Annotated in this window: 16 protein-coding genes; 9 read left to right on the forward strand and 7 right to left on the reverse strand. The window is 68.5% G+C overall.

Annotated elements, in window-relative coordinates; genetic code table 11:
• Positions 1-272 precede the first annotated feature (272 nt).
• On the reverse strand, positions 273-929 hold the full coding sequence (locus C7416_RS25745; RefSeq protein ID WP_111521505.1) for a dienelactone hydrolase family protein: 657 nt from the start codon (positions 927-929) through the stop codon (positions 273-275).
• Positions 930-1,141: 212 nt separating this feature from the next.
• Here C7416_RS25745 and C7416_RS25750 point away from each other — a divergent pair, with 212 nt between their 5' ends.
• Positions 1,142-2,068, forward strand: a complete 927-nt coding sequence (locus C7416_RS25750) for a LysR family transcriptional regulator (RefSeq protein WP_062802302.1) — start codon at positions 1,142-1,144, stop codon at positions 2,066-2,068.
• A gap of 11 nt (positions 2,069-2,079) precedes the next feature.
• Here the strand turns inward: C7416_RS25750 and C7416_RS25755 are convergent, their stop codons facing one another.
• Together C7416_RS25755 and C7416_RS25760 are read right to left on the reverse strand one after the other, a co-directional pair.
• Entirely contained in the window at positions 2,080-3,663 is a 1,584-nt protein-coding gene (locus tag C7416_RS25755; protein WP_111521506.1) for an aldehyde dehydrogenase (NADP(+)), read from the reverse strand.
• A 253-nt stretch (positions 3,664-3,916) separates the two neighbouring features.
• Positions 3,917-4,849 (reverse strand): dihydrodipicolinate synthase family protein, encoded by a 933-nt coding sequence (locus C7416_RS25760; RefSeq protein ID WP_111521507.1) that lies wholly within the window; start codon positions 4,847-4,849, stop codon positions 3,917-3,919.
• Positions 4,850-4,962: 113 nt separating this feature from the next.
• On the opposite strand from C7416_RS25760, the gene C7416_RS25765 reads away from it, so the two are divergent.
• The 4 genes from C7416_RS25765 to C7416_RS25780 all read left to right on the forward strand — a co-directional run bounded on the left by C7416_RS25765 (position 4,963) and on the right by C7416_RS25780 (position 9,311).
• Positions 4,963-5,919 (forward strand): LysR substrate-binding domain-containing protein, encoded by a 957-nt coding sequence (locus tag C7416_RS25765; RefSeq protein WP_111521508.1) that lies wholly within the window; start codon positions 4,963-4,965, stop codon positions 5,917-5,919.
• Between the two features lie 108 nt (positions 5,920-6,027).
• Positions 6,028-7,005, forward strand: a complete 978-nt coding sequence (locus C7416_RS25770) for a Bug family tripartite tricarboxylate transporter substrate binding protein (RefSeq protein WP_111521509.1) — start codon at positions 6,028-6,030, stop codon at positions 7,003-7,005.
• 16 nt (positions 7,006-7,021) lie between these two features.
• Entirely contained in the window at positions 7,022-8,044 is a 1,023-nt protein-coding gene (locus C7416_RS25775) for a 4-hydroxythreonine-4-phosphate dehydrogenase PdxA (RefSeq protein WP_111521510.1), read from the forward strand.
• A gap of 91 nt (positions 8,045-8,135) precedes the next feature.
• The gene (locus C7416_RS25780; RefSeq protein ID WP_062802308.1) at positions 8,136-9,311 is read left to right on the forward strand and encodes an L-rhamnonate dehydratase; all 1,176 of its coding nucleotides are present in this window, start codon (positions 8,136-8,138) and stop codon (positions 9,309-9,311) included.
• Between the two features lie 24 nt (positions 9,312-9,335).
• Here the strand turns inward: C7416_RS25780 and C7416_RS25785 are convergent, their stop codons facing one another.
• A complete protein-coding gene (locus C7416_RS25785; protein WP_111521511.1) occupies positions 9,336-10,277 on the reverse strand; it encodes a LysR substrate-binding domain-containing protein in 942 nt (313 codons plus the stop codon).
• A gap of 248 nt (positions 10,278-10,525) precedes the next feature.
• Between C7416_RS25785 and C7416_RS25790 the strand changes: the two genes are divergently transcribed.
• Positions 10,526-12,271 (forward strand): IlvD/Edd family dehydratase, encoded by a 1,746-nt coding sequence (locus C7416_RS25790; protein ID WP_111521512.1) that lies wholly within the window; start codon positions 10,526-10,528, stop codon positions 12,269-12,271.
• Positions 12,272-12,338: 67 nt separating this feature from the next.
• Entirely contained in the window at positions 12,339-13,682 is a 1,344-nt protein-coding gene (locus C7416_RS25795) for an MFS transporter (RefSeq protein WP_111521513.1), read from the forward strand.
• A gap of 40 nt (positions 13,683-13,722) precedes the next feature.
• On the opposite strand, the gene C7416_RS25800 is transcribed toward C7416_RS25795, so the two are convergent.
• Complete coding sequence (locus C7416_RS25800; RefSeq protein WP_018004736.1) at positions 13,723-13,959, reverse strand: hypothetical protein; 237 nt, start codon at positions 13,957-13,959, stop codon at positions 13,723-13,725.
• Positions 13,960-14,238: 279 nt separating this feature from the next.
• Here C7416_RS25800 and C7416_RS25805 point away from each other — a divergent pair, with 279 nt between their 5' ends.
• Complete coding sequence (locus tag C7416_RS25805) at positions 14,239-15,384, forward strand: hypothetical protein (protein WP_111521514.1); 1,146 nt, start codon at positions 14,239-14,241, stop codon at positions 15,382-15,384.
• A 118-nt stretch (positions 15,385-15,502) separates the two neighbouring features.
• Here C7416_RS25805 and C7416_RS25810 read toward each other — a convergent pair whose 3' ends face one another.
• On the reverse strand, positions 15,503-15,724 hold the full coding sequence (locus C7416_RS25810; RefSeq protein WP_018004733.1) for a hypothetical protein: 222 nt from the start codon (positions 15,722-15,724) through the stop codon (positions 15,503-15,505).
• Between the two features lie 314 nt (positions 15,725-16,038).
• On the opposite strand from C7416_RS25810, the gene C7416_RS25815 reads away from it, so the two are divergent.
• Positions 16,039-16,584, forward strand: coding sequence for a PadR family transcriptional regulator (locus C7416_RS25815; RefSeq protein ID WP_111521515.1), 546 nt, complete (start codon positions 16,039-16,041; stop codon positions 16,582-16,584).
• A 19-nt stretch (positions 16,585-16,603) separates the two neighbouring features.
• Here the strand turns inward: C7416_RS25815 and C7416_RS25820 are convergent, their stop codons facing one another.
• Positions 16,604-17,599 (reverse strand): NAD(P)H-dependent flavin oxidoreductase, encoded by a 996-nt coding sequence (locus C7416_RS25820; protein WP_111521516.1) that lies wholly within the window; start codon positions 17,597-17,599, stop codon positions 16,604-16,606.
• Between the last annotated feature and the right edge of the window lie 11 nt (positions 17,600-17,610).

The raw sequence follows: 17,610 nt of genomic DNA on the forward strand, positions 1-17,610 counted from the left end.
CCGGCAAGGCCGCGGGCCGGCACATTGTACCTGCGGCGTCGCTCGCGCCTTGTCACAAAGGGGAAAGTCCGGGGCAGGCAAGGGAAAGCGGAAAGCGGCACCGGGCCGGATGATTCCATCGTCGCGAAGGACATGCAGCCATCCATCGCGGACGACGCGTCATAGCAGATGGAGAACAGGCGACAACGTGGCGAAAGTCAACCTGCTTACTTTGCAGGGACATTGACTTGCCAGTTGGCGACACTCGGGGCGCAGGCGTCCCCACACCGTGCTCAGGGCGATGCCTTGCACAGATAGCGCTCGAACCATTGCGCCGCCAGGCGGGCCACCGACTGCAGTGCGCCGGGCTCTTCGAACAGATGGGAAGCGCCGGGCACGATCACCAGCTTCTTTGGACATGTCAGCGCGGCGAAGGCGGACTCGTTCCGTTCCAGCACGCTGACATCGAGCCCGCCGACGATCAGCATGGTCGGGGTCGGCAGGCTGGCAAGGGCGTCGGCGCCTGCCAGGTCGACCCTGCCGCCGCGCGAGACGATGGCGCCGATCGGGATTGGCGACAGGCTCGCGGCGCGAATCGATGCGGCGGCACCAATGCTGGCACCGAAATAGCCCAGCCGAGCTGGCATGCCGGCCTGCTGCGTGACCCAGGTGGTGGCATGGGCAAGCCGCTCGGCCAGCAACGCGACGTCGAAGCGGATCGCCTGCACCTGGTCTTCGTCGGGCAGCAGCAGGTCCATCAGCAGGGTTCCCATGCCGCCGCGATTGAGTTCGGCGGCCACATAGCGATTGCGCGGGCTATGGCGCGAACTGCCGGTGCCGTGCGCGAACAGTACCAATGCCGCGGCGCCCGGTGGCAGCGCGAGGACGCCTTGCAGGATCACGCCGGCGGCCGGGATGGTCACCTCGGTGATGTTGGCATCGCCATGCATGGTGCTGGCCTCCCATGGATGTAACGGATGCGGCCCCGAAGTGCAGGGCGTGAAAATCGGCCGCATCGCCATTCACTATAGGGCGGGCATGGCAGCGAGGCCAGCCACCGGTAGCCCAGCGATATCTGCAGGTTGACCATCCTGGGCAAAGCGATAAGAATTTGCGATCACAGGCGCGAGCCTGTCCTTGCATCCCCGCCTTCGTCCTTCCCATGATCCCACCCGTCAGCACCCTCCACGGCCGCCTCAAGATGCAGCACCTGCGCCTGCTGCTTGCCGTGGAAGAGCGCGGCTCGCTGCGCCAGGCCGCGGAAGCGCTGACGCTGACCCAGCCCGCGGTCAGCAAGATGCTGCAGGACATGGAAGACCTGCTCGGCGTGCCGCTGTTCGAGCGCCATGCGCGCGGGCTGCGGCCGACGCGCTTCGGGCTGGCGGCGACGCGCTATGCGCGGCTGGTGTTTGCGGATATGGGTGGCTTGCGCGACGAGCTGGTGGCGCTCGAATCGGGCAAGATCGGGCGCGTGCGTGTCGGCGCGGTGATGGCGCCGACACCGGGGCTGCTTGCCGACGTGATCCGGCAACTGAACCGCGATCATCCGCGGCTGGAGGTGGCGGTGCATGTCGAGACCAGCGACGTGCTGATGCCGCAGCTTGAGCGCGACCAGCTCGATCTCGTGCTGGGCCGGGTGCCGGATGGCTGGGACAGCAGCGGGCTGGAGTTCGAGCAGCTGGGCGACGAGGGCCTGGCGATCGTGGTCGGGCCGCAGCATCCGCTGGCGCGGCGGCGCAAGCTGTCGTTCGCCGAGCTGACCCGCTACCCGTGGATCATGCAGCCGCGCCCGAGCCCGATGCGCGCGCTGATCGACCGCTCGTTCGAGGATGCCGGCGTACCGGCGCCGCCGTCGACCATAGAGACCGCGGCCGTGCTGATGACCACCTCGTTGCTGGCGGACAGCGAGCTGATCGCGGTGTTGCCGGAGTCGGTGGCGGCCTACTACGGCCGGCTCGGGGCGCTGGCGGTGTTGCCCTTGCCGCTGCCGCGCAAGCTGGGGCCGTATGGCATCGTCACGCGGCGCGGCCGCCCGCCGACCGCATCGATGAGCCTGCTGATCGATGCGTTGCGGGCGCGGTCGCGCTAGCGCGCTGGTGTTTAGTCGGCGCTGCCGGGCAGTTTGCCGTCGACGCGCCAGTGGTGCCGCTGCGGGCTGTCCGGGCGCAGCGAAGCGGGCAGCAGCCCGGCCGGCATGTCCTGGTAGCTGACGGGGCGCATGAAGCGCGCAATCGCCAGGCTGCCGACCGAGGTGCTGCGGCCGTCCGAAGTCGCCGGCCACGGTCCGCCATGCACCATCGCATGGCCGACTTCCACGCCGGTGCCGAAGCCGTTGACCAGGATGCGTCCCGCCAGCCGTTCCAGCGCGGGCAGCAACGGACGGGCGGCATCGTGGTCGGCGTCGTCGAGATGCAGCGCGGCGGTCAGCTGGCCTTCCAGCGTATCGATGATGCCGCGCACCTCGGCGAGGTCGCGGCAGCGCACCACCAGTGCGGCGGCGCCGAAGACTTCGTGGCGCAGCGCGGGGTCGGCGAGGAAGGCCGCGGCGTCGGTGGCGAACAACGCGGCCTGTCCCTGCGTGGCCGATCCCGCCGGACCGCGCGCGACGGTCTGTACCTGGGCGTGCCCGGCGAGCGACGCCACGCCGGCGCAATAGGCGCGATGGATGCCGGGGGTCAGCATCGTCGCTGCGGGCAGCGTGGCCAGCCGCGCCGAAGCGGCCTGCAGGAAGCGGTCGAGGTCGTCCCCTTCCACGGCCAGAACGAGGCCGGGGTTGGTGCAGAACTGTCCGGCGCCCAGCGTCAGCGAATCGGCGAAGGCGGTGCCGATGGCTTCGGCGCGCCGCGCCAGCGCATGCGGGAACAGCAGCACCGGGTTGACGCTGCTCATCTCGGCATAGACCGGGATCGGTTCGGCGCGCGCGGCCGCGATCGCCATCAGCGCCATGCCGCCGGTGCGCGAGCCGGTGAAGCCGACGGCCTTGATGCGACGATCCGCCACCAGCCCTTGTCCGATCTCCACCCCGGTATCGAACAGCAGCGAGAAGGTGCCCTCGGGCAGGTCCAGATCGTCGACGGCCTTGCGGATCGCGCGGCCGACCAGCTCCGACGTGCCGGGGTGCGCGGGATGCGCCTTGACGACGACTGGGCAGCCGGCGGCCAGCGCCGATGCGGTGTCGCCGCCGGCGACCGAGAACGCCAGCGGAAAGTTGCTGGCGCCGAACACCGCTACCGGACCCAGCGGGATATGGCGCAGGCGCAGGTCCGGGCGCGGCAGCGGCTTGCGTTCGGGCTGGGCCGGGTCCACGCGCAGTTCCAGGAAATCGCCCTGGCGCAGCATGTTCGCGAACAGCCGCAGCTGGCCCACGGTGCGGCCGCGCTCGCCTTCGATGCGGGCGCGCGGCAGGCCGGATTCGGCGACGCAGCGGTCGACCAGCGCATCGCCCAGCGCCAGGATGTTGGCGGCGATGGCTTCAAGGAAATCGGCGCGGCGCTCGGGGGCGGTCTCGCGGTAGGTGTCGAACGCCTGCCAGGCGAGGGCGCAGGCGTGGTCGAGCTGATCGGGCGTGGCGCCGCCGAAGGCGGGCTCCAGTTGGATGCCGGTGGCGGCGTCGATGGCGTGGAGGGTGCCGTGGGTGCCGCGTAGTGATTGGCGGCCGATCAGAAGGTTGCCGGTGAGGGTCATGATGGGATTTGGGAGGACGTTGGCAGGCGTGCGTTCAGAACGGGGAGGGGGCTGGCGTGCGCCGTGACTTCGTGGCGGCTCCGGCCCTCTCCCCAACCCTCTCCCGCAAGCGGGAGAGGGAGTACACAGCCGGGTGTTTTAAGGACAGTGGTGGTCTCGCGTGCTGGCGGGTTGCTCCCCTCTCCCGCTTGCGGGAGAGGGGGGGGAGAGGGCCGGCGCCTCTCGATGCCAGGCGCTGGCATGGCCGAAATCCTCACCGCCCCCACCGCAACACCAGCGGATCCAGCCGCCGCGCGATCCGCAGCAGCCCTTCGCGCGTGGCCGGGTGCATCGGCTGCAGCGGGTGGCGTACCGCGTCCGACGCGATCACGCCGCCTTCCTGCATCAGCACCTTGCTGGTGGCCAGCCAGCCCTGGCGGTTTTCGTAGTTGATCAGCGGCAGCCATTGCTGGTAGCGCTGCGCGGCCAGTTCCGCGTCGCCGGCCTGCCAGGCATCGAGGATCTGGCGGATGCCGTCGGGAAAGCCCGCGCCGGTCATGGCGCCGGTGGCGCCCGCTTCCAGGTCGGCCATCAGCGTGATGGCCTCTTCGCCGTCCCACGGGCCGACGATGGCGTCGCCGCCCAGCTCGATCAGCTCGCGCAGCTTGGCCGCGGCCTGCGGCACCTCGATCTTGAAGTACGACACATTGCCGATCTCGCGCGCCATGCGCGCGAGGAACGGCGCGCTCAGCGTAGTGCCGCTGACCGGCGCGTCCTGGATCATGATGGGGATGTCGATCGCGTCCGAGACCGTGGCGAAGAACTCATAGATGCTGCGCTCGGGCATGCGGATGGTGGCGCCGTGGTAGGGCGGCATCACCATCACCATGGCTGCGCCCGCGTCCTGCGCCGCGCGGCTGCGCTCGGCGCACAGGCGCGAGCTGAAATGCGTGGTGGTGACGATCACCGGCACGCGGCCGTCGACGTGTTCCAGCACGGTCTTCATCAGCACGTTGCGCTCGTCGTCGCTGAGCACGAACTGCTCGGAGAAATTGGCCAGGATGCACAGGCCGTGCGAGCCGGCATCGATCATGAAGTCGATGCAGCGGCGCTGGCCGTCCAGGTCGAGACCGCCTTGTGCGTCGAAGATGGTGGGTGCCACCGGGAATACGCCGCGGTAGACGGTGGGGGTTGGGCTGCGGGTCATGGTCTGTCTCCGGGCTGTCGATCAAAGGGTCGGGCCAATATACGAGCCGTCCGGCGGGCTGTATATTGAAACCTTTCCATCTGGTGATCGCTTTTACGACTCACCCGCCTGTCATGAAATCCACCCTTGAGACCGTCATGGGCCGCTTGCGCGTCAAGCAGCTGCAACTGCTGATCGCGCTGGACGAACACGCCTCGCTGCACCAGGCGGCCGCGGCCATGGCGATGACCCAGTCCGCGGCCAGCAAGTCGCTGCAGGAACTGGAAAGCATGCTTGAGGCACCGTTGTTCGAGCGCTCGCGGCGCGGCATGCGGCCCAACGCCTTCGGCCATTGCGTGATCCGGCACGCGCGCCAGCTGGTGGCGGACCTGGGCGCGATGTGCGACGAGGTCGCCGGCATCCGCGCCGGCAGCGGCGGGCGCGTCGCCGTGGGCACCATCATGGGTGCAGTGCCCGACGTGCTGGTGCCGGCGCTGGCGCAGTTGCGCCAGGCGCACCCCGACCTGGCGCTGGAAGTGATCGAGGACACCAGCCGCCGCTTGCTGGAACTGCTCGATGACGGCCACCTGGACCTGGCGATCGGCCGCTCGCTGGTCAGCGACGAGCCGGCGCGTTACCACTACCACCCGCTTGGCGACGAGCAGGTGGCGGTGGTGGTGGGCCGTTCGCATCCGGCGCCGCGCGCGGCTGCAATGGGATTTGCCGACCTCGCGGGATATCGCTGGATCACGTATGCCGGCCATATGCCGATGCATGCGCTGCTGCAGCGCGAACTGGACCTGGCTGGCATGAGCTTTCCGGCCAATGCGGTGTCGACCTCGTCGGCGTTCGTCACGGTGGCGATGCTGCAGGGTGATCCCCGGCTGGTATCGCTGCTGCCGGCGGGCGTCGCCGCCATGTTCGAGCGCCAGAAGATGCTGCGCATCCTGCCGGTGCGGTTGCAGTCGCGCCAGCAGACCTTCGGCATCGTCACCCGGCGCGGGGGCGGCCTGTCGGCGGCGGCGCGGCAGCTGGTCGCTATCCTGAAAGCGGGTCCGGCCACGTCCATCGGGGCCGGCACCAAGGTATAACGCCAGGTGATCGCCAGTTCAAAAAACATCAGTAGTGGCGAATCACTGATGCTCCTATAGTCTGGCCATCCGCGCCGCAGAGCCGGACAGCAAACGACGGAGACAGCAATGAAGACATGGATCGCCGGCACACTCGCCGGCCTCGCCACGGTGGCCGCGGTGGCCGCGACAGCAGGTGCGGCATGGGCCCAGGACACGCGCCCGGTGCGGCTGATGGTGGGCGCCGCCCCGGGCGGCGGCACCGACGTGATGGCGCGTATCGTCTCCGACAAGCTTGCCGCGCAGCTGAAGCAGCCGGTGGTGGTGGACAACCGCCCCGGCGCATCCAACACCATTGCCGCGGACATTACCGCCAAGGCGCCGGCGGACGGCAATACGCTGCTGATGGGCGTGGTCACCTCGCAGGCGATCGCACCGCACCTGCTAAAGCTGCAGTTCGACCCGCTCAAGGACCTGGCGCCGGTGGCGCTGGTGTCGACCGTGCCCAATGTGCTGGTGGTCAACAGCCAGGTGACGGCGCGCGACGTCAAGGCGCTGGTGGCGCAGATCCAGGCCAGTCCGGACAAGTTCCGCTACAGCTCGTCGGGGGTCGGCAGCACCCAGCACCTGGCCGGCGCGGCCTTTGCGCGCCAGATCAAGGGCAAGCTGCTGCATGTGCCGTACAAGAGCAGCAGCAGCGCGCTGGTCGACCTGATGGGCGGGCAGGTGGATATGAGCTTCGAGACCATGCCGTCGGTCATCGGCCATATCAAGGCCGGCAAGCTGCGCGCGCTGGCGGTGACCGCCGACCAGCGCTCGGCGCTGCTGCCCAACGTGCCCACGCTGGCCGAAGCCGGCGTGCCGGGCATCCAGATGAGTGCGTGGTACGGGGTCTATGCCCCGGCCGGCACGCCGCCCGCGACACTGCAGAAGCTGGGCGGCGCGCTGGCGACGGTGCTCAAGGACCCCGACACCGCGCGCCGGCTGGCCGACGTGGGCGCGGTGCCAGGCGCGCTGAGCGCCGCGCAATTCGATGCGTTCTCGCGTGCCGAATATGCGCGCTACGGCAAGCTGATTGCCGAACTGGGCGTCAAGCTCGACCAATAACCTCTACGGAAGCCTCATGCATTCCCGTCCAAGAATCGCCATGGTGCTGGGCGACCCCGCCGGCATCGGTCCCGAACTGATCGCCCGGCTGCTGGCCGATGCCGGCACCGCCGCGCAGGCCGAGATCCTGCTGATCGCCGACCGCGCCGAATGGCGCCACGGCATGCAGCTCGCCGGGGTCGAGCTGGCGCTGGCCGAGACCGATGTGCCCGCCTTCGCCGCCGACGGCCAGCCGCGCCTGTACCACTGGCAGCTGCCCGACAGCCCGGCCTATGCGCGCGGCGTCGCCAGCGCCGAAGGCGGGCGCTACAGCCTGGGCACGCTGAAGCTGGCGCTGGATCTGGCGCAGGCCGGACAGGCCGATGCGATCCTGTTCGGGCCGCTCAACAAGAGTTCGTTGCACGCCGCCGGCATGGCGCATAGCGACGAGCTGCACTGGTTCGCCGAGCAGCTCGGCTACCACGGCGATTTCTGCGAGTTCAACGTGCTGGACGGACTGTGGACCTCGCGCGTGACTTCGCACGTCGCGCTCAAGGACGTGCCGGCCATGATCACGCCGGCGCGCGTGGGCGGTGCGATCGACCTGATCGACCAGGCGCTGCGCCGCGCCGGCATGGCCAGCCCGCGCATCGCGGTATGCGGCCTGAACCCGCACAACGGCGACAACGGCGCCTTCGGCCGCGAAGAGATCGACGTGATTGCACCGGCCGTCGCGGCGGCGTGCGAGCGCGGCGTCGATGCGCAGGGCCCGTTCCCGGCCGACACCATCTTCCTGAAGGTGCAGGGCGGTCCGTCACAGCGGCAGTTCGACGCCATCGTCACCATGTACCACGACCAGGGCCAGATCGGCATCAAGCTGATGGGCTTCTCGCGCGGCGTGACGGTGCAGGGCGGGCTGCCGGTGCCGATCACCACGCCTGCACACGGCACCGCGTTCGACATCACGCAGCAGGGCCGCGCCGATCCCGGCGCCACGCTGCAGGCGTTCCAGATCGCCTGCCGCATGGGTGCGCAACGGCGCGCCGCCACGCAAGCGTAGCCGCCCCTCCATCCCTAACGGAATCCAGCATGACCGCCCCCGGCGCGGCCGGGGCGCGTTCGCGCCCACGCATTGCCATCAGGAGCTGAATATGAAGATCACCAACGTCCGCGCCCGCGTTTTCGAATGGAAGGGCAAGACCGTGCCGCCGCAGGCGCATTTCTGCACCAACGCCACCGACATCCTGTACGAGCGCGGCGACGCCATGGGCTCGTTCCGCTTCCACGGCTGGATGGTGGTCGAGATCGAGACCGATACCGGCCTGGTCGGCATCGGCAACTGCGCGCTGGCGCCGCGCGTGGCCAAGCAGATCGTCGACCAGTACCTGGCGCCGGTGGTGCTCGGCCAGGACCCGTTCGACAACGAATACCTGTGGCAGAAGATGTATCGCCGCACCCACGCCTGGGGCCGCAAGGGCATCGGCATGGCGGCGATCTCGGCGGTGGATATCGCGCTGTGGGACCTGATGGGCAAGGCCGTCGGCAAGCCGGTGTTCAAGCTGCTGGGCGGGCGCACCAAGGAAAAGATCTGGTGCTATGCCTCCAAGCTCTATAACAACGACGACCGCGATGCCTTCCTGGCCGAAGCGCAGCGCTACCTCGACCAGGGCTTTACCGCGATGAAGATGCGCTTCGGCTACGGCCCCAAGGACGGCCCCGCCGGCATGCAGAAGAACCTCGAGCAGGTGCGGCTGCTGCGCGAGCTGGTCGGCGACGGCGTCGACATCATGCTGGAGTGCTACATGGGCTGGACCCTCGAATACGCGCGCCGCATGCTGCCACGCCTGGCCGAGTTCAACCCGCGCTGGCTCGAAGAGCCCGTGATCGCCGACGATATCGAAGGCTATGTCGAACTGAAGAAGGCCAGCCCGTTCCCGATCTCCGGCGGCGAGCACGAGTTCACCTCGTACGGCTTCAAGGACCTGCTGGAGCGCCGCGCGGTCGACGTGATCCAGTACGACACCAACCGCGTGGGCGGCATCACCGCGGCGCAGAAGATCAACGCCATGGCCGAGGCCTGGTCGGTGCCGGTGATCCCGCACGCCGGCCAGATGCACAACTACCACCTGACCATGGCCTCGACCGCGTCGCCGATGGCCGAGTACTTCCCGGTGCACGACGTCGAGGTCGGCAACGAGCTGTTCTACTACATCTTCAAGGGCGACCCGGCACCGGACAACGGCTACCTGCAGCTCGACGACAACCTGCCGGGGCTGGGGCTGGAACTGAACCAAGCGTATTTCGACCAGTTCGACATCCTCGGCTGACGCCGGCAGCAGGCACGCGCCATTTCACCCCGGCGCGTGCCCGCCATAGATCGCCTGCGCGGCCTCGCGCAGCGCCTCGGCGACCAGCAGCGCGCCGGGCGACATCAGCCGGTCGGTCGGCGTGATCAGGCCGAAGTCGTCCATATGGCAGGGCATCGCCATCGGCAGGATCTCCACCATGCCGAACGCGGCGTAGTACTGCGCCACGTCGGCGGTCAGCACCGCGATCATGTCCGACTGCGTCACCATGCGCGTCAGGAACAGCAGCGCGGCGGTCTCGACCACATTGACCGGCGGCGCCAGGCTGGCGCGCTGGAACATCAGCTCGAAGCGGTGGCGCAGCACGGTGCCGGCCGGCGGGATCAGCCACGCGGCATCGGCGGCATCGGCCAGTGACAGGCCGCGCGCCGCCAGCATCGGATGGCCAGGCCGCACCACCGCGCACACGGGCTCCTGCGCCATCGGCTCGTAGCGCAGCCGGCCCTTGTCGTGCTCGGGAAACAGGCGCGCCACCACCATGTCCAGCTTTTCCTGCCCCAGGCGGTCGAGCAGCACATTGCTGTTGTCGATGTCGACCGAGACCCGCAGCCCCGGATAGCGCGCCTTGACCTGCGCGATCGCCGCGGGCAGTAGCCGCACCCCGGGCGAGGTGATCGCGCCGATCGCCACATGGCCGAGCCGCCCGGCCTTCAGCGCCAGCACTTCTTCACGCGCCTGGTTCAGGCTGCCCACCACCGCGCGCGCGTGACGGATCATCGCGTGGCCGTAGTCGGTCGGCGCCATGCCGCGCGGCAGGCGCTCGAACAGCGGCACCGACAGCAGTTCCTCCAGCTCGCGCAGCAGCTTGGACGCGGCCGGCTGCGTCATCGCCAGCCGCTCGGCCGCGCGGTGGATGCTGCCTTCGTCGGCCACGGCCAGCAGCAGCAAGAGCTGGCGGGTCTTGAGGCGGGTGTGGTTGTGCCACATGGGCAGGACCTCGGCGGCCGGGGAAGTAGTGGAGGAAGCGGGGGCAGCGGGCATGGCTAGGGTTAATACTGATGCCGTAATCGATATGGCAAAGGCCGAACTCTTCATTAGTAGCATATCGGCAAGCTGCATACACTGCCTCCCACAAAACATAACGACCGGAGACAGCGTGGTGCCGCGCCCGCCGCTGGATCCGTCGTCCCTGCCATTCCCGCCGCCAGCGATGGTGGCCCCGCACCAGGAACAACATGTCGGATTCCAACGACAAGCAACGCAAGCCGCTGCGCTCGACCGCGTGGTTCGGCACCGCCGACAAGAACGGCTTCATGTACCGCAGCTGGATGAAGAACCAGGGCATCCCCGACCATGCCTTCGACGGTCGCCCGGTGATCGGCATCTGCAACACCTGGTCGGAACTGACCCCGTGCAACGCGCACTTCCGCAAGCTGGCCGAGCACGTCAAGCGCGGCGTGTACGAAGCCGGCGGCTTCCCGGTCGAATTCCCGGTGTTCTCCAACGGCGAATCCAACCTGCGTCCGACCGCGATGCTGACGCGCAACCTCGCCGCGATGGACGTCGAGGAAGCGATCCGCGGCAACCCCATCGATGCCGTGGTGCTGCTGACCGGCTGCGACAAGACCACGCCCGCGCTGCTGATGGGCGCGGCCAGCTGCGACGTGCCGGCCATCGTCGTTACCGGCGGGCCGATGCTCAACGGCAAGCTCGACGGCAAGGACATCGGCTCGGGCACCGCGGTGTGGCAGCTGCATGAATCGCTGAAGGCAGGCGAGATCAACCTGCACCAGTTCCTGTCGGCCGAGGCCGGCATGTCGCGCTCGGCCGGCACCTGCAACACCATGGGCACGGCCTCGACCATGGCCTGCATGGCCGAGGCGCTAGGCACCTCGCTGCCGCACAATGCCGCGATCCCGGCGGTCGATGCGCGCCGCTACGTGCTGGCGCACATGTCCGGCATCCGCATCGTCGAGATGGCGCGCGAGGACCTGACGCTGTCGAAGATCCTGACGCGCCAGGCGTTCGAGAATGCGATCCGCGTCAATGCGGCTATCGGTGGCTCGACCAACGCGGTGATCCACCTGAAGGCGATCGCCGGCCGCATCGGCGTGCCGCTGGAACTGGAAGACTGGAGCACGGTGGGGCGCGATACCCCGACCATCGTCGACCTGATGCCGTCGGGCCGCTTCCTGATGGAAGAGTTCTATTACGCCGGTGGCCTGCCCGCGGTGCTGCGCCGCCTGGGCGAGGCCGGGCTGCTGCCGCATCCCGGCGCGCTCACCGTCAACGGCAAGGCGATCTGGGACAACATCAAGGACGCGCCGATCACCAACGATGAAGTCATCCGCCCGCTGCATCAGCCGCTGATCCGCGACGGCAGCATCCGCATCCTGCGCGGCAACCTGTCGCCGCGCGGCGCGGTGCTCAAGCCGTCGGCGGCAACACCGAAGCTGCTGCGCCACCGCGGCCGCGCGGTGGTATTCGAGAACCTGGAGCACTACAAGGAACGCATCGTCGACGAGTCGCTCGAGGTCGACGAGAACTCGGTGCTGGTGCTCAAGCGCTGCGGGCCGCGCGGCTACCCGGGCATGGCCGAGGTCGGCAACATGGGCCTGCCGCCCAAGCTGCTGCGCCAGGGCGTCAAGGACATGGTGCGGATTTCCGACGCGCGCATGAGCGGCACCGCCTACGGCACCGTGGTGTTGCACGTCGCGCCGGAAGCCGCCGCCGGCGGGCCGCTGGCGATCGTGCGCGACGGCGACTGGATCGAGCTCGACTGCGAGGCCGGGCGCCTGCACCTGGATATCGACCCCGCCGAGTTCGAACGCCGCATGGCCGACGTGCAGCCGCTGCAGGCGCCCGCCGACGGCGGCTATCGCAAGCTGTACGTGGACCACGTGCTGCAGGCCGACGAGGGCTGCGACCTCGACTTCCTGGTGGGCTGCCGCGGCCGCGAGGTGCCGCGCCACTCGCACTGAGCCACTGCACCCCAGCGCCGACCGCCAGACGCGGCGGCCACGACAAGACAAAACAAGGAGACCCGCCATGCAAGGCACCCAGACCGCGCCGATGGAGCGCGCCGCCCCGACCCGGGGAGAAACTTCACAAGCCGCGGAGGAGCACCGCATCATCGGCATGCTGGTGCGGCGCCTGATCCCGTTCCTGGCGCTGATCTACGTGGTCGCGTATATCGACCGCTCGGTGGTCGGCTTCGCCAAGCTGCACATGAACGCGGCCATCGGCATCAGCGATGCGGCCTATGGCCTGGGCGCGGGCCTGTTCTTTATCGGCTACTTCCTGTGCGAGGTGCCGAGCAACCTGGCGCTGGAACGCTTTGGCGCGCGCCGCTGGTTTGCGCGCATCCTGTTCACCTGGGGCGTGATCACCATGGCGATGGCGTTCACGCAGGGCGCGCACAGCTTCTATGTGCTGCGCTTCCTGCTGGGCGCGGCCGAGGCGGGGCTGTATCCGGGCATCCTCTACTTCCTGACCAAGTGGTTCCCGATGCGCCATCGCGCCCGCATCATCGGCTTGCTGGTGCTGGCGCAGCCGATCGCGCTGATCATCACCGGTCCGCTTGCCGGGCTGGTGCTGTCCACGCACGGCCTGTTCGGCATGAGCAACTGGCAGACCTTATTCGTGCTGAGCGGGCTGCCGGCGGTGCTGCTGTGCCTGCCGACGCTGAGGCTGCTGCCGGAGTCGCCGGCCAGCGCCGCGTGGCTGGCGCCGGCCGACCGCGCCTGGATCGAGCGCGAGCTGGCTGCCGACCAGGCCGCCTATGCGCTGAAATCGCATGGCAATCCGCTGCAGGCGCTCAAGGACAAGCGCGTGCTGCTGCTGTCGCTGCTGTTCCTGCCGTTTCCGCTCAGCATCTACGGGCTGTCGCTGTGGCTGCCGACCATCATCAAGCAGTTCGGCGTTACCGATGCGATGACCGGCCTGCTGTCGGCCGTGCCCTACCTGTTTGCCGTGGTCGGGCTCTGGCTGGTGCCGCGCCACTCGGACCGCGAGCGCGAGCGCTATGGCCATATCGTGGTGGTGTCGGGCATGGCGGCCATCACCATGGCGCTGAGCGCGTGGGTGCAGTCGCCGGTGCTGCAGTTCCTGTTTATCTGCCTGACCGCGTTCTCGATCTATTCGATCCAGGCGGTGGTGTGGGCGCTGCCCGGCGAGTTCCTGACCGGCGCCAGCGCCGCGGTGGGCATCGCCACCATCAACTCGCTGGCCAATCTTGGCGGCTATTTCGGGCCGTATGGTATCGGCGTGATCAAGGACGCCACCGGCAGTCTTGCGGCCGGGCTGTACTTCCTGGCGGCGATGCTGCTGTTTGCGGTGCTGATGGCCTTCGTCGTGCGCGCCGCGCTGCGGCCCGCGGCAGCGCGCGCCTGAGCGCGCCGCATCAAACCGGATCGAACCGGATCGAATCGGATCAGGGCCGCCGCTTCTTCCACTCGTAGTCGGGCGGCGGATCGGCCGCGCCGGCACGGCCGACCGAGTCGGGGTTTTCCGAGCACAGGGTGACAAAGCTGACCGCCTCGCCCGCGTGCTGGCGCTGGCGCAGCGCCTCGGTAAAGCGCAGCGCCTCGCGCATCGCGTCGCTGGGGAACGACTGCGCATGCGGCGTCAGTCCTGTGCCGAGGGCTTCGGACCAGTAGACCATGTACATAAGGCTTCCTTTTGCTTGCGCGGGGTGTGCCAGGGTTGCTGCAACCTTCGTTCCCGCTGCCGCGGCGGCGCGCAAGGGAAGGCCGGGTGTGCCGGGGACCACGATTGCAAACCCTTCCTCTGCCTTTTGCAAGCTTTGGCATGGCACGGGCGCGCCTTATGTGCCGCGTCTTGCGGCCCGCACTGCTTCCGCTGTGTCTTTCCCGGCTCGTGCCAGGCGTTGCCATGCCGCGTGCCATTGGCCTACCATCGCCGGCATGCCAACCGGAGACCACCTGCCATGACGCCATCGATCGCTCGCCTGCCGCAGCCCGCCCGTTCGCGCGTGACGCACGCCCTTGCCGCCGCCACCGTTGCGGTGCTGGCCGGTTGTGCCGGTAAGCAGGTGCCGCCCGCCGCAGGCAAGCTGACCGGTCCCGCCGCGGCCACGGCGAACACGCCGCAGTGGCAGCGCGTGCATCTCGGCGCGGGCGCCGGCTATGACTTCCCGGTCTACGCCAGCCACCGGCTCGACGGCGACCTGTCGCGCATTCGCGAAGTCGTGCTGGTCCAGCATGGCCTGCAGCGCAACGGCGACGACTACTTTGCCGCCGGCGCGGCACTGCTGAAGTCCAGCGGCCGCAACCCGGACGAAGTGCTGCTGGTGGCGCCGAATTTTCCCGGCACGCCTGACCGCAACAAGGGCTTTACCAGCATGCCGCACTGGTCGGTGCAAGGCTGGCTGAGCGGCGAGGACGCGCTCGAGGGCCCGGCGCGCGTCAGCTCCTTGCAGGTGCTGGACGACCTGCTCGCGCGCTTCACCGACAAGACGCGGCTGCCGCAGGTGCGCAAGGTGACGGTGGCCGGCCACTCCGGCGGCGCGCAGATCGTGCACCGCTACGCGGTGCTGAACAATGTCGACGAGCGCATCCGCGCGGGCGGCATCGAACTGCGCTACGTCGTGGCCAATCCGTCCTCGTACCTGTATTTCACGCCGGTGCGGCCGGCTGGCGCCGATGGCAAGTCGTTCGCGCCGTATGACGTGGCCCGTTGCCCGGACTACGACAAGTACCGCTACGGCATGCAGGACATGGTGCCGTATGCCAAAGGCGCCGACGGCATGGCGCTGTACCGGCGCTATGCCGCGCGCCAGGTGACCTATCTGGCCGGCACCGAGGACAACGATCCCAACCATCGTGTGCTCGACAAATCGTGCGGCGCCGAGGCCGAGGGCGCCACGCGGCTGCAGCGGGCGCGCGGCTACCTGCGCTATGAGCGATACCTTGCGGGTCCGGGCCTCGTCATGCACCACCAGGCGTATGAAGTGGTAGGCGTGGGGCACGACCAGGCGCGCATGTTCGGGTCCCAGTGCGGGGCGCGGGCCGTGTTCGGCATGCCCGAGGCGGACAATGCCGGCGGCGCCGCCTGCCGCGCGCCGCAGCTCTGAGGTAGGCAGGGCCGATACCATCAAGGCAAGAAAAAACCCGCGAAGCTCGCGGGTTCAAGTCCCTGCCCGCAGGATCGGGCTTGGAGGAGACAACCACAGGGAAAACGGTGGCGCGGGATCAGCTCAGGTTGTATTTGACGACCTGTTCCTCGACGCCGACAAAACGCACCAGCTGGCGCAGGCCGCTGGGATATTCCTTGATATGGTGCCCGTCAGGCGTATCGGGCAGCCGGTAATAAACTGGCGCCTTGTCGTGCACTGGCGCCAGCAGGCCGAGCGGACGCGCGTCAGCCTCCCAGGGCACGTCGCGGTCTTCGGCAAGCAGGATTCTTCCGGTCATGGACACACTCCAAAGTTCTGCATGGTGCGGCCGGGGGCGGATCGTTTTTGCTCGCACAGCGTCAATGTATGGAATGTATGGCACAGCGGCCGGAAATGCCATTCAGCATTTTTTAATTCTGTCTGGTGGGAAATTTCTTAACTGACAAAATCGACGAATATATCGTTACCCGTCATATCGCGGGCGTGCCTCGGGCACCGGCCCGGCATTGCGCTACCATAGCGCCAGTTTTTGAAAGTGCGGTGACCGGCGCGCCTGCCGGCACGCTGCGCTGTCCGAATCCACTCCGATCATTCCCGCGCCCCAGCAGACGCATGTCGACCCAGCACGCCTTGTTGATCTCCCTGATCGAAAAGCCCTCGTCCGGCTACGACCTGGCGCGGCGCTTCGACCGCTCCATCGGCTATTTCTGGCATGCCACGCATCAGCAGATCTATCGCGAGCTGGGCCGCATGGCGGACAGCGGCTGGATTGCCGCCGATGAAAGCGACGCGGCGGAAGGCGAGGGCAACGCCGACCGGCGCAACCGCAAGAAGGTCTACCGGGTGTTGCCGGCGGGCCGTGAGGAACTGGCGCGCTGGGTGCTGGCGCCGGGCGCGGGGCTGGATCAGCGCGAGGAGATCCTGGTCAAGCTGCGCGCCGATGCGGTGATCGGCCCGCTTGGCCTGGGCGACGAGATGCGGCGGCTGATCGCGCTGCACCGCGCCCGCCTTGAGACCTACCTGGCCATCGAGCGGCGCGACTTCTCGGCGCCAGACATGGACCGCGCGCAGCAACTGCGCTATGCGCTGCTGCAGCGCGGCATCCGCTTTGAAACCGACTGGGTGGCCTGGGGCGAGGCCTTGCTGCCGCTGCTGTAGCGGCAGCAAGGGTGCGCGCTCAGGCCAGGTCGACGGCGCGCGCGCCGGCCGGGCTGGCTTCGCCCAGTCCCAGGCGGCGGCGCGCCAGCGCGTACTCCTCGGCAAAGCGGCGCACCAGTTCGGCGGCCGGCACCACGCGCTTGATCGCGCCGACGCCCTGGCCGGCGCCCCAGATGTCCTTCCACGCCTTCACGCTGGTCGAGCCGAAATTCATCTTCGACGGGTCCGATTCCGGCAGCGCGCTCGGGTCCAGCCCGGCGCGCTCGATGCTGCCGCGCAGGTAGTTGCCGTGCACGCCGGTGAACAGGTTGGAATAGACGATGTCGTTGGCGGTGCTGTCGACGATCATCTGCTTGTAGCCGTCCTGCGCGTTGGCCTCATGCGTGGCGATGAAGGCCGAGCCGATATAGGCCAGGTCGGCGCCCGCGGCCTGCGCGGCCAGGATGGCGTCGCCGCTGGAGATCGCGCCGGACAGCAGCAGCGGGCCGTCGAACCATTCGCGGATCTCGTGCAGCAGCGCGAACGGCGACAGCGTGCCGGCATGGCCGCCGGCACCGGCCGCCACCGCCACCAGGCCATCCGCGCCTTTTTCGATCGCCTTGCGCGCGAAGGTATTGTTGATGACGTCATGCAGCACGATGCCGCCGTACGAGTGGACCGCGTCGTTGACTTCCTTGCGCGCGCCCAGCGAGGTGATCACGATCGGCACCTTGTAGCGCACGCACAGTTCCAGGTCATGCTCGAGCCGGTCGTTGGACTTGTGCACGATCTGGTTGACCGCGAACGGCGCCGACGGGCGCTCGGGGTGCTTCGTGTCGTGTTCCGCCAGTTCGGTGGTGATGCGGTCCAGCCATTCCTCCAGCTTGGGCGCGGGGCGCGCGTTCAGCGCCGGGAACGATCCGACCACGCCGGCCTTGCACTGGGCGATGACCAGGTCGGGGTTGGAGATGATGAACAGCGGCGAGCAGACCACCGGCAGCGAAAGCCGGTTCTGCAGCTGGGCGGGAAGGGCCATGGGGAAGTCTC

This window comes from Cupriavidus phytorum (genome assembly GCF_003254285.1).
In the GTDB taxonomy this organism is placed as follows: domain Bacteria; phylum Pseudomonadota; class Gammaproteobacteria; order Burkholderiales; family Burkholderiaceae; genus Cupriavidus; species Cupriavidus phytorum.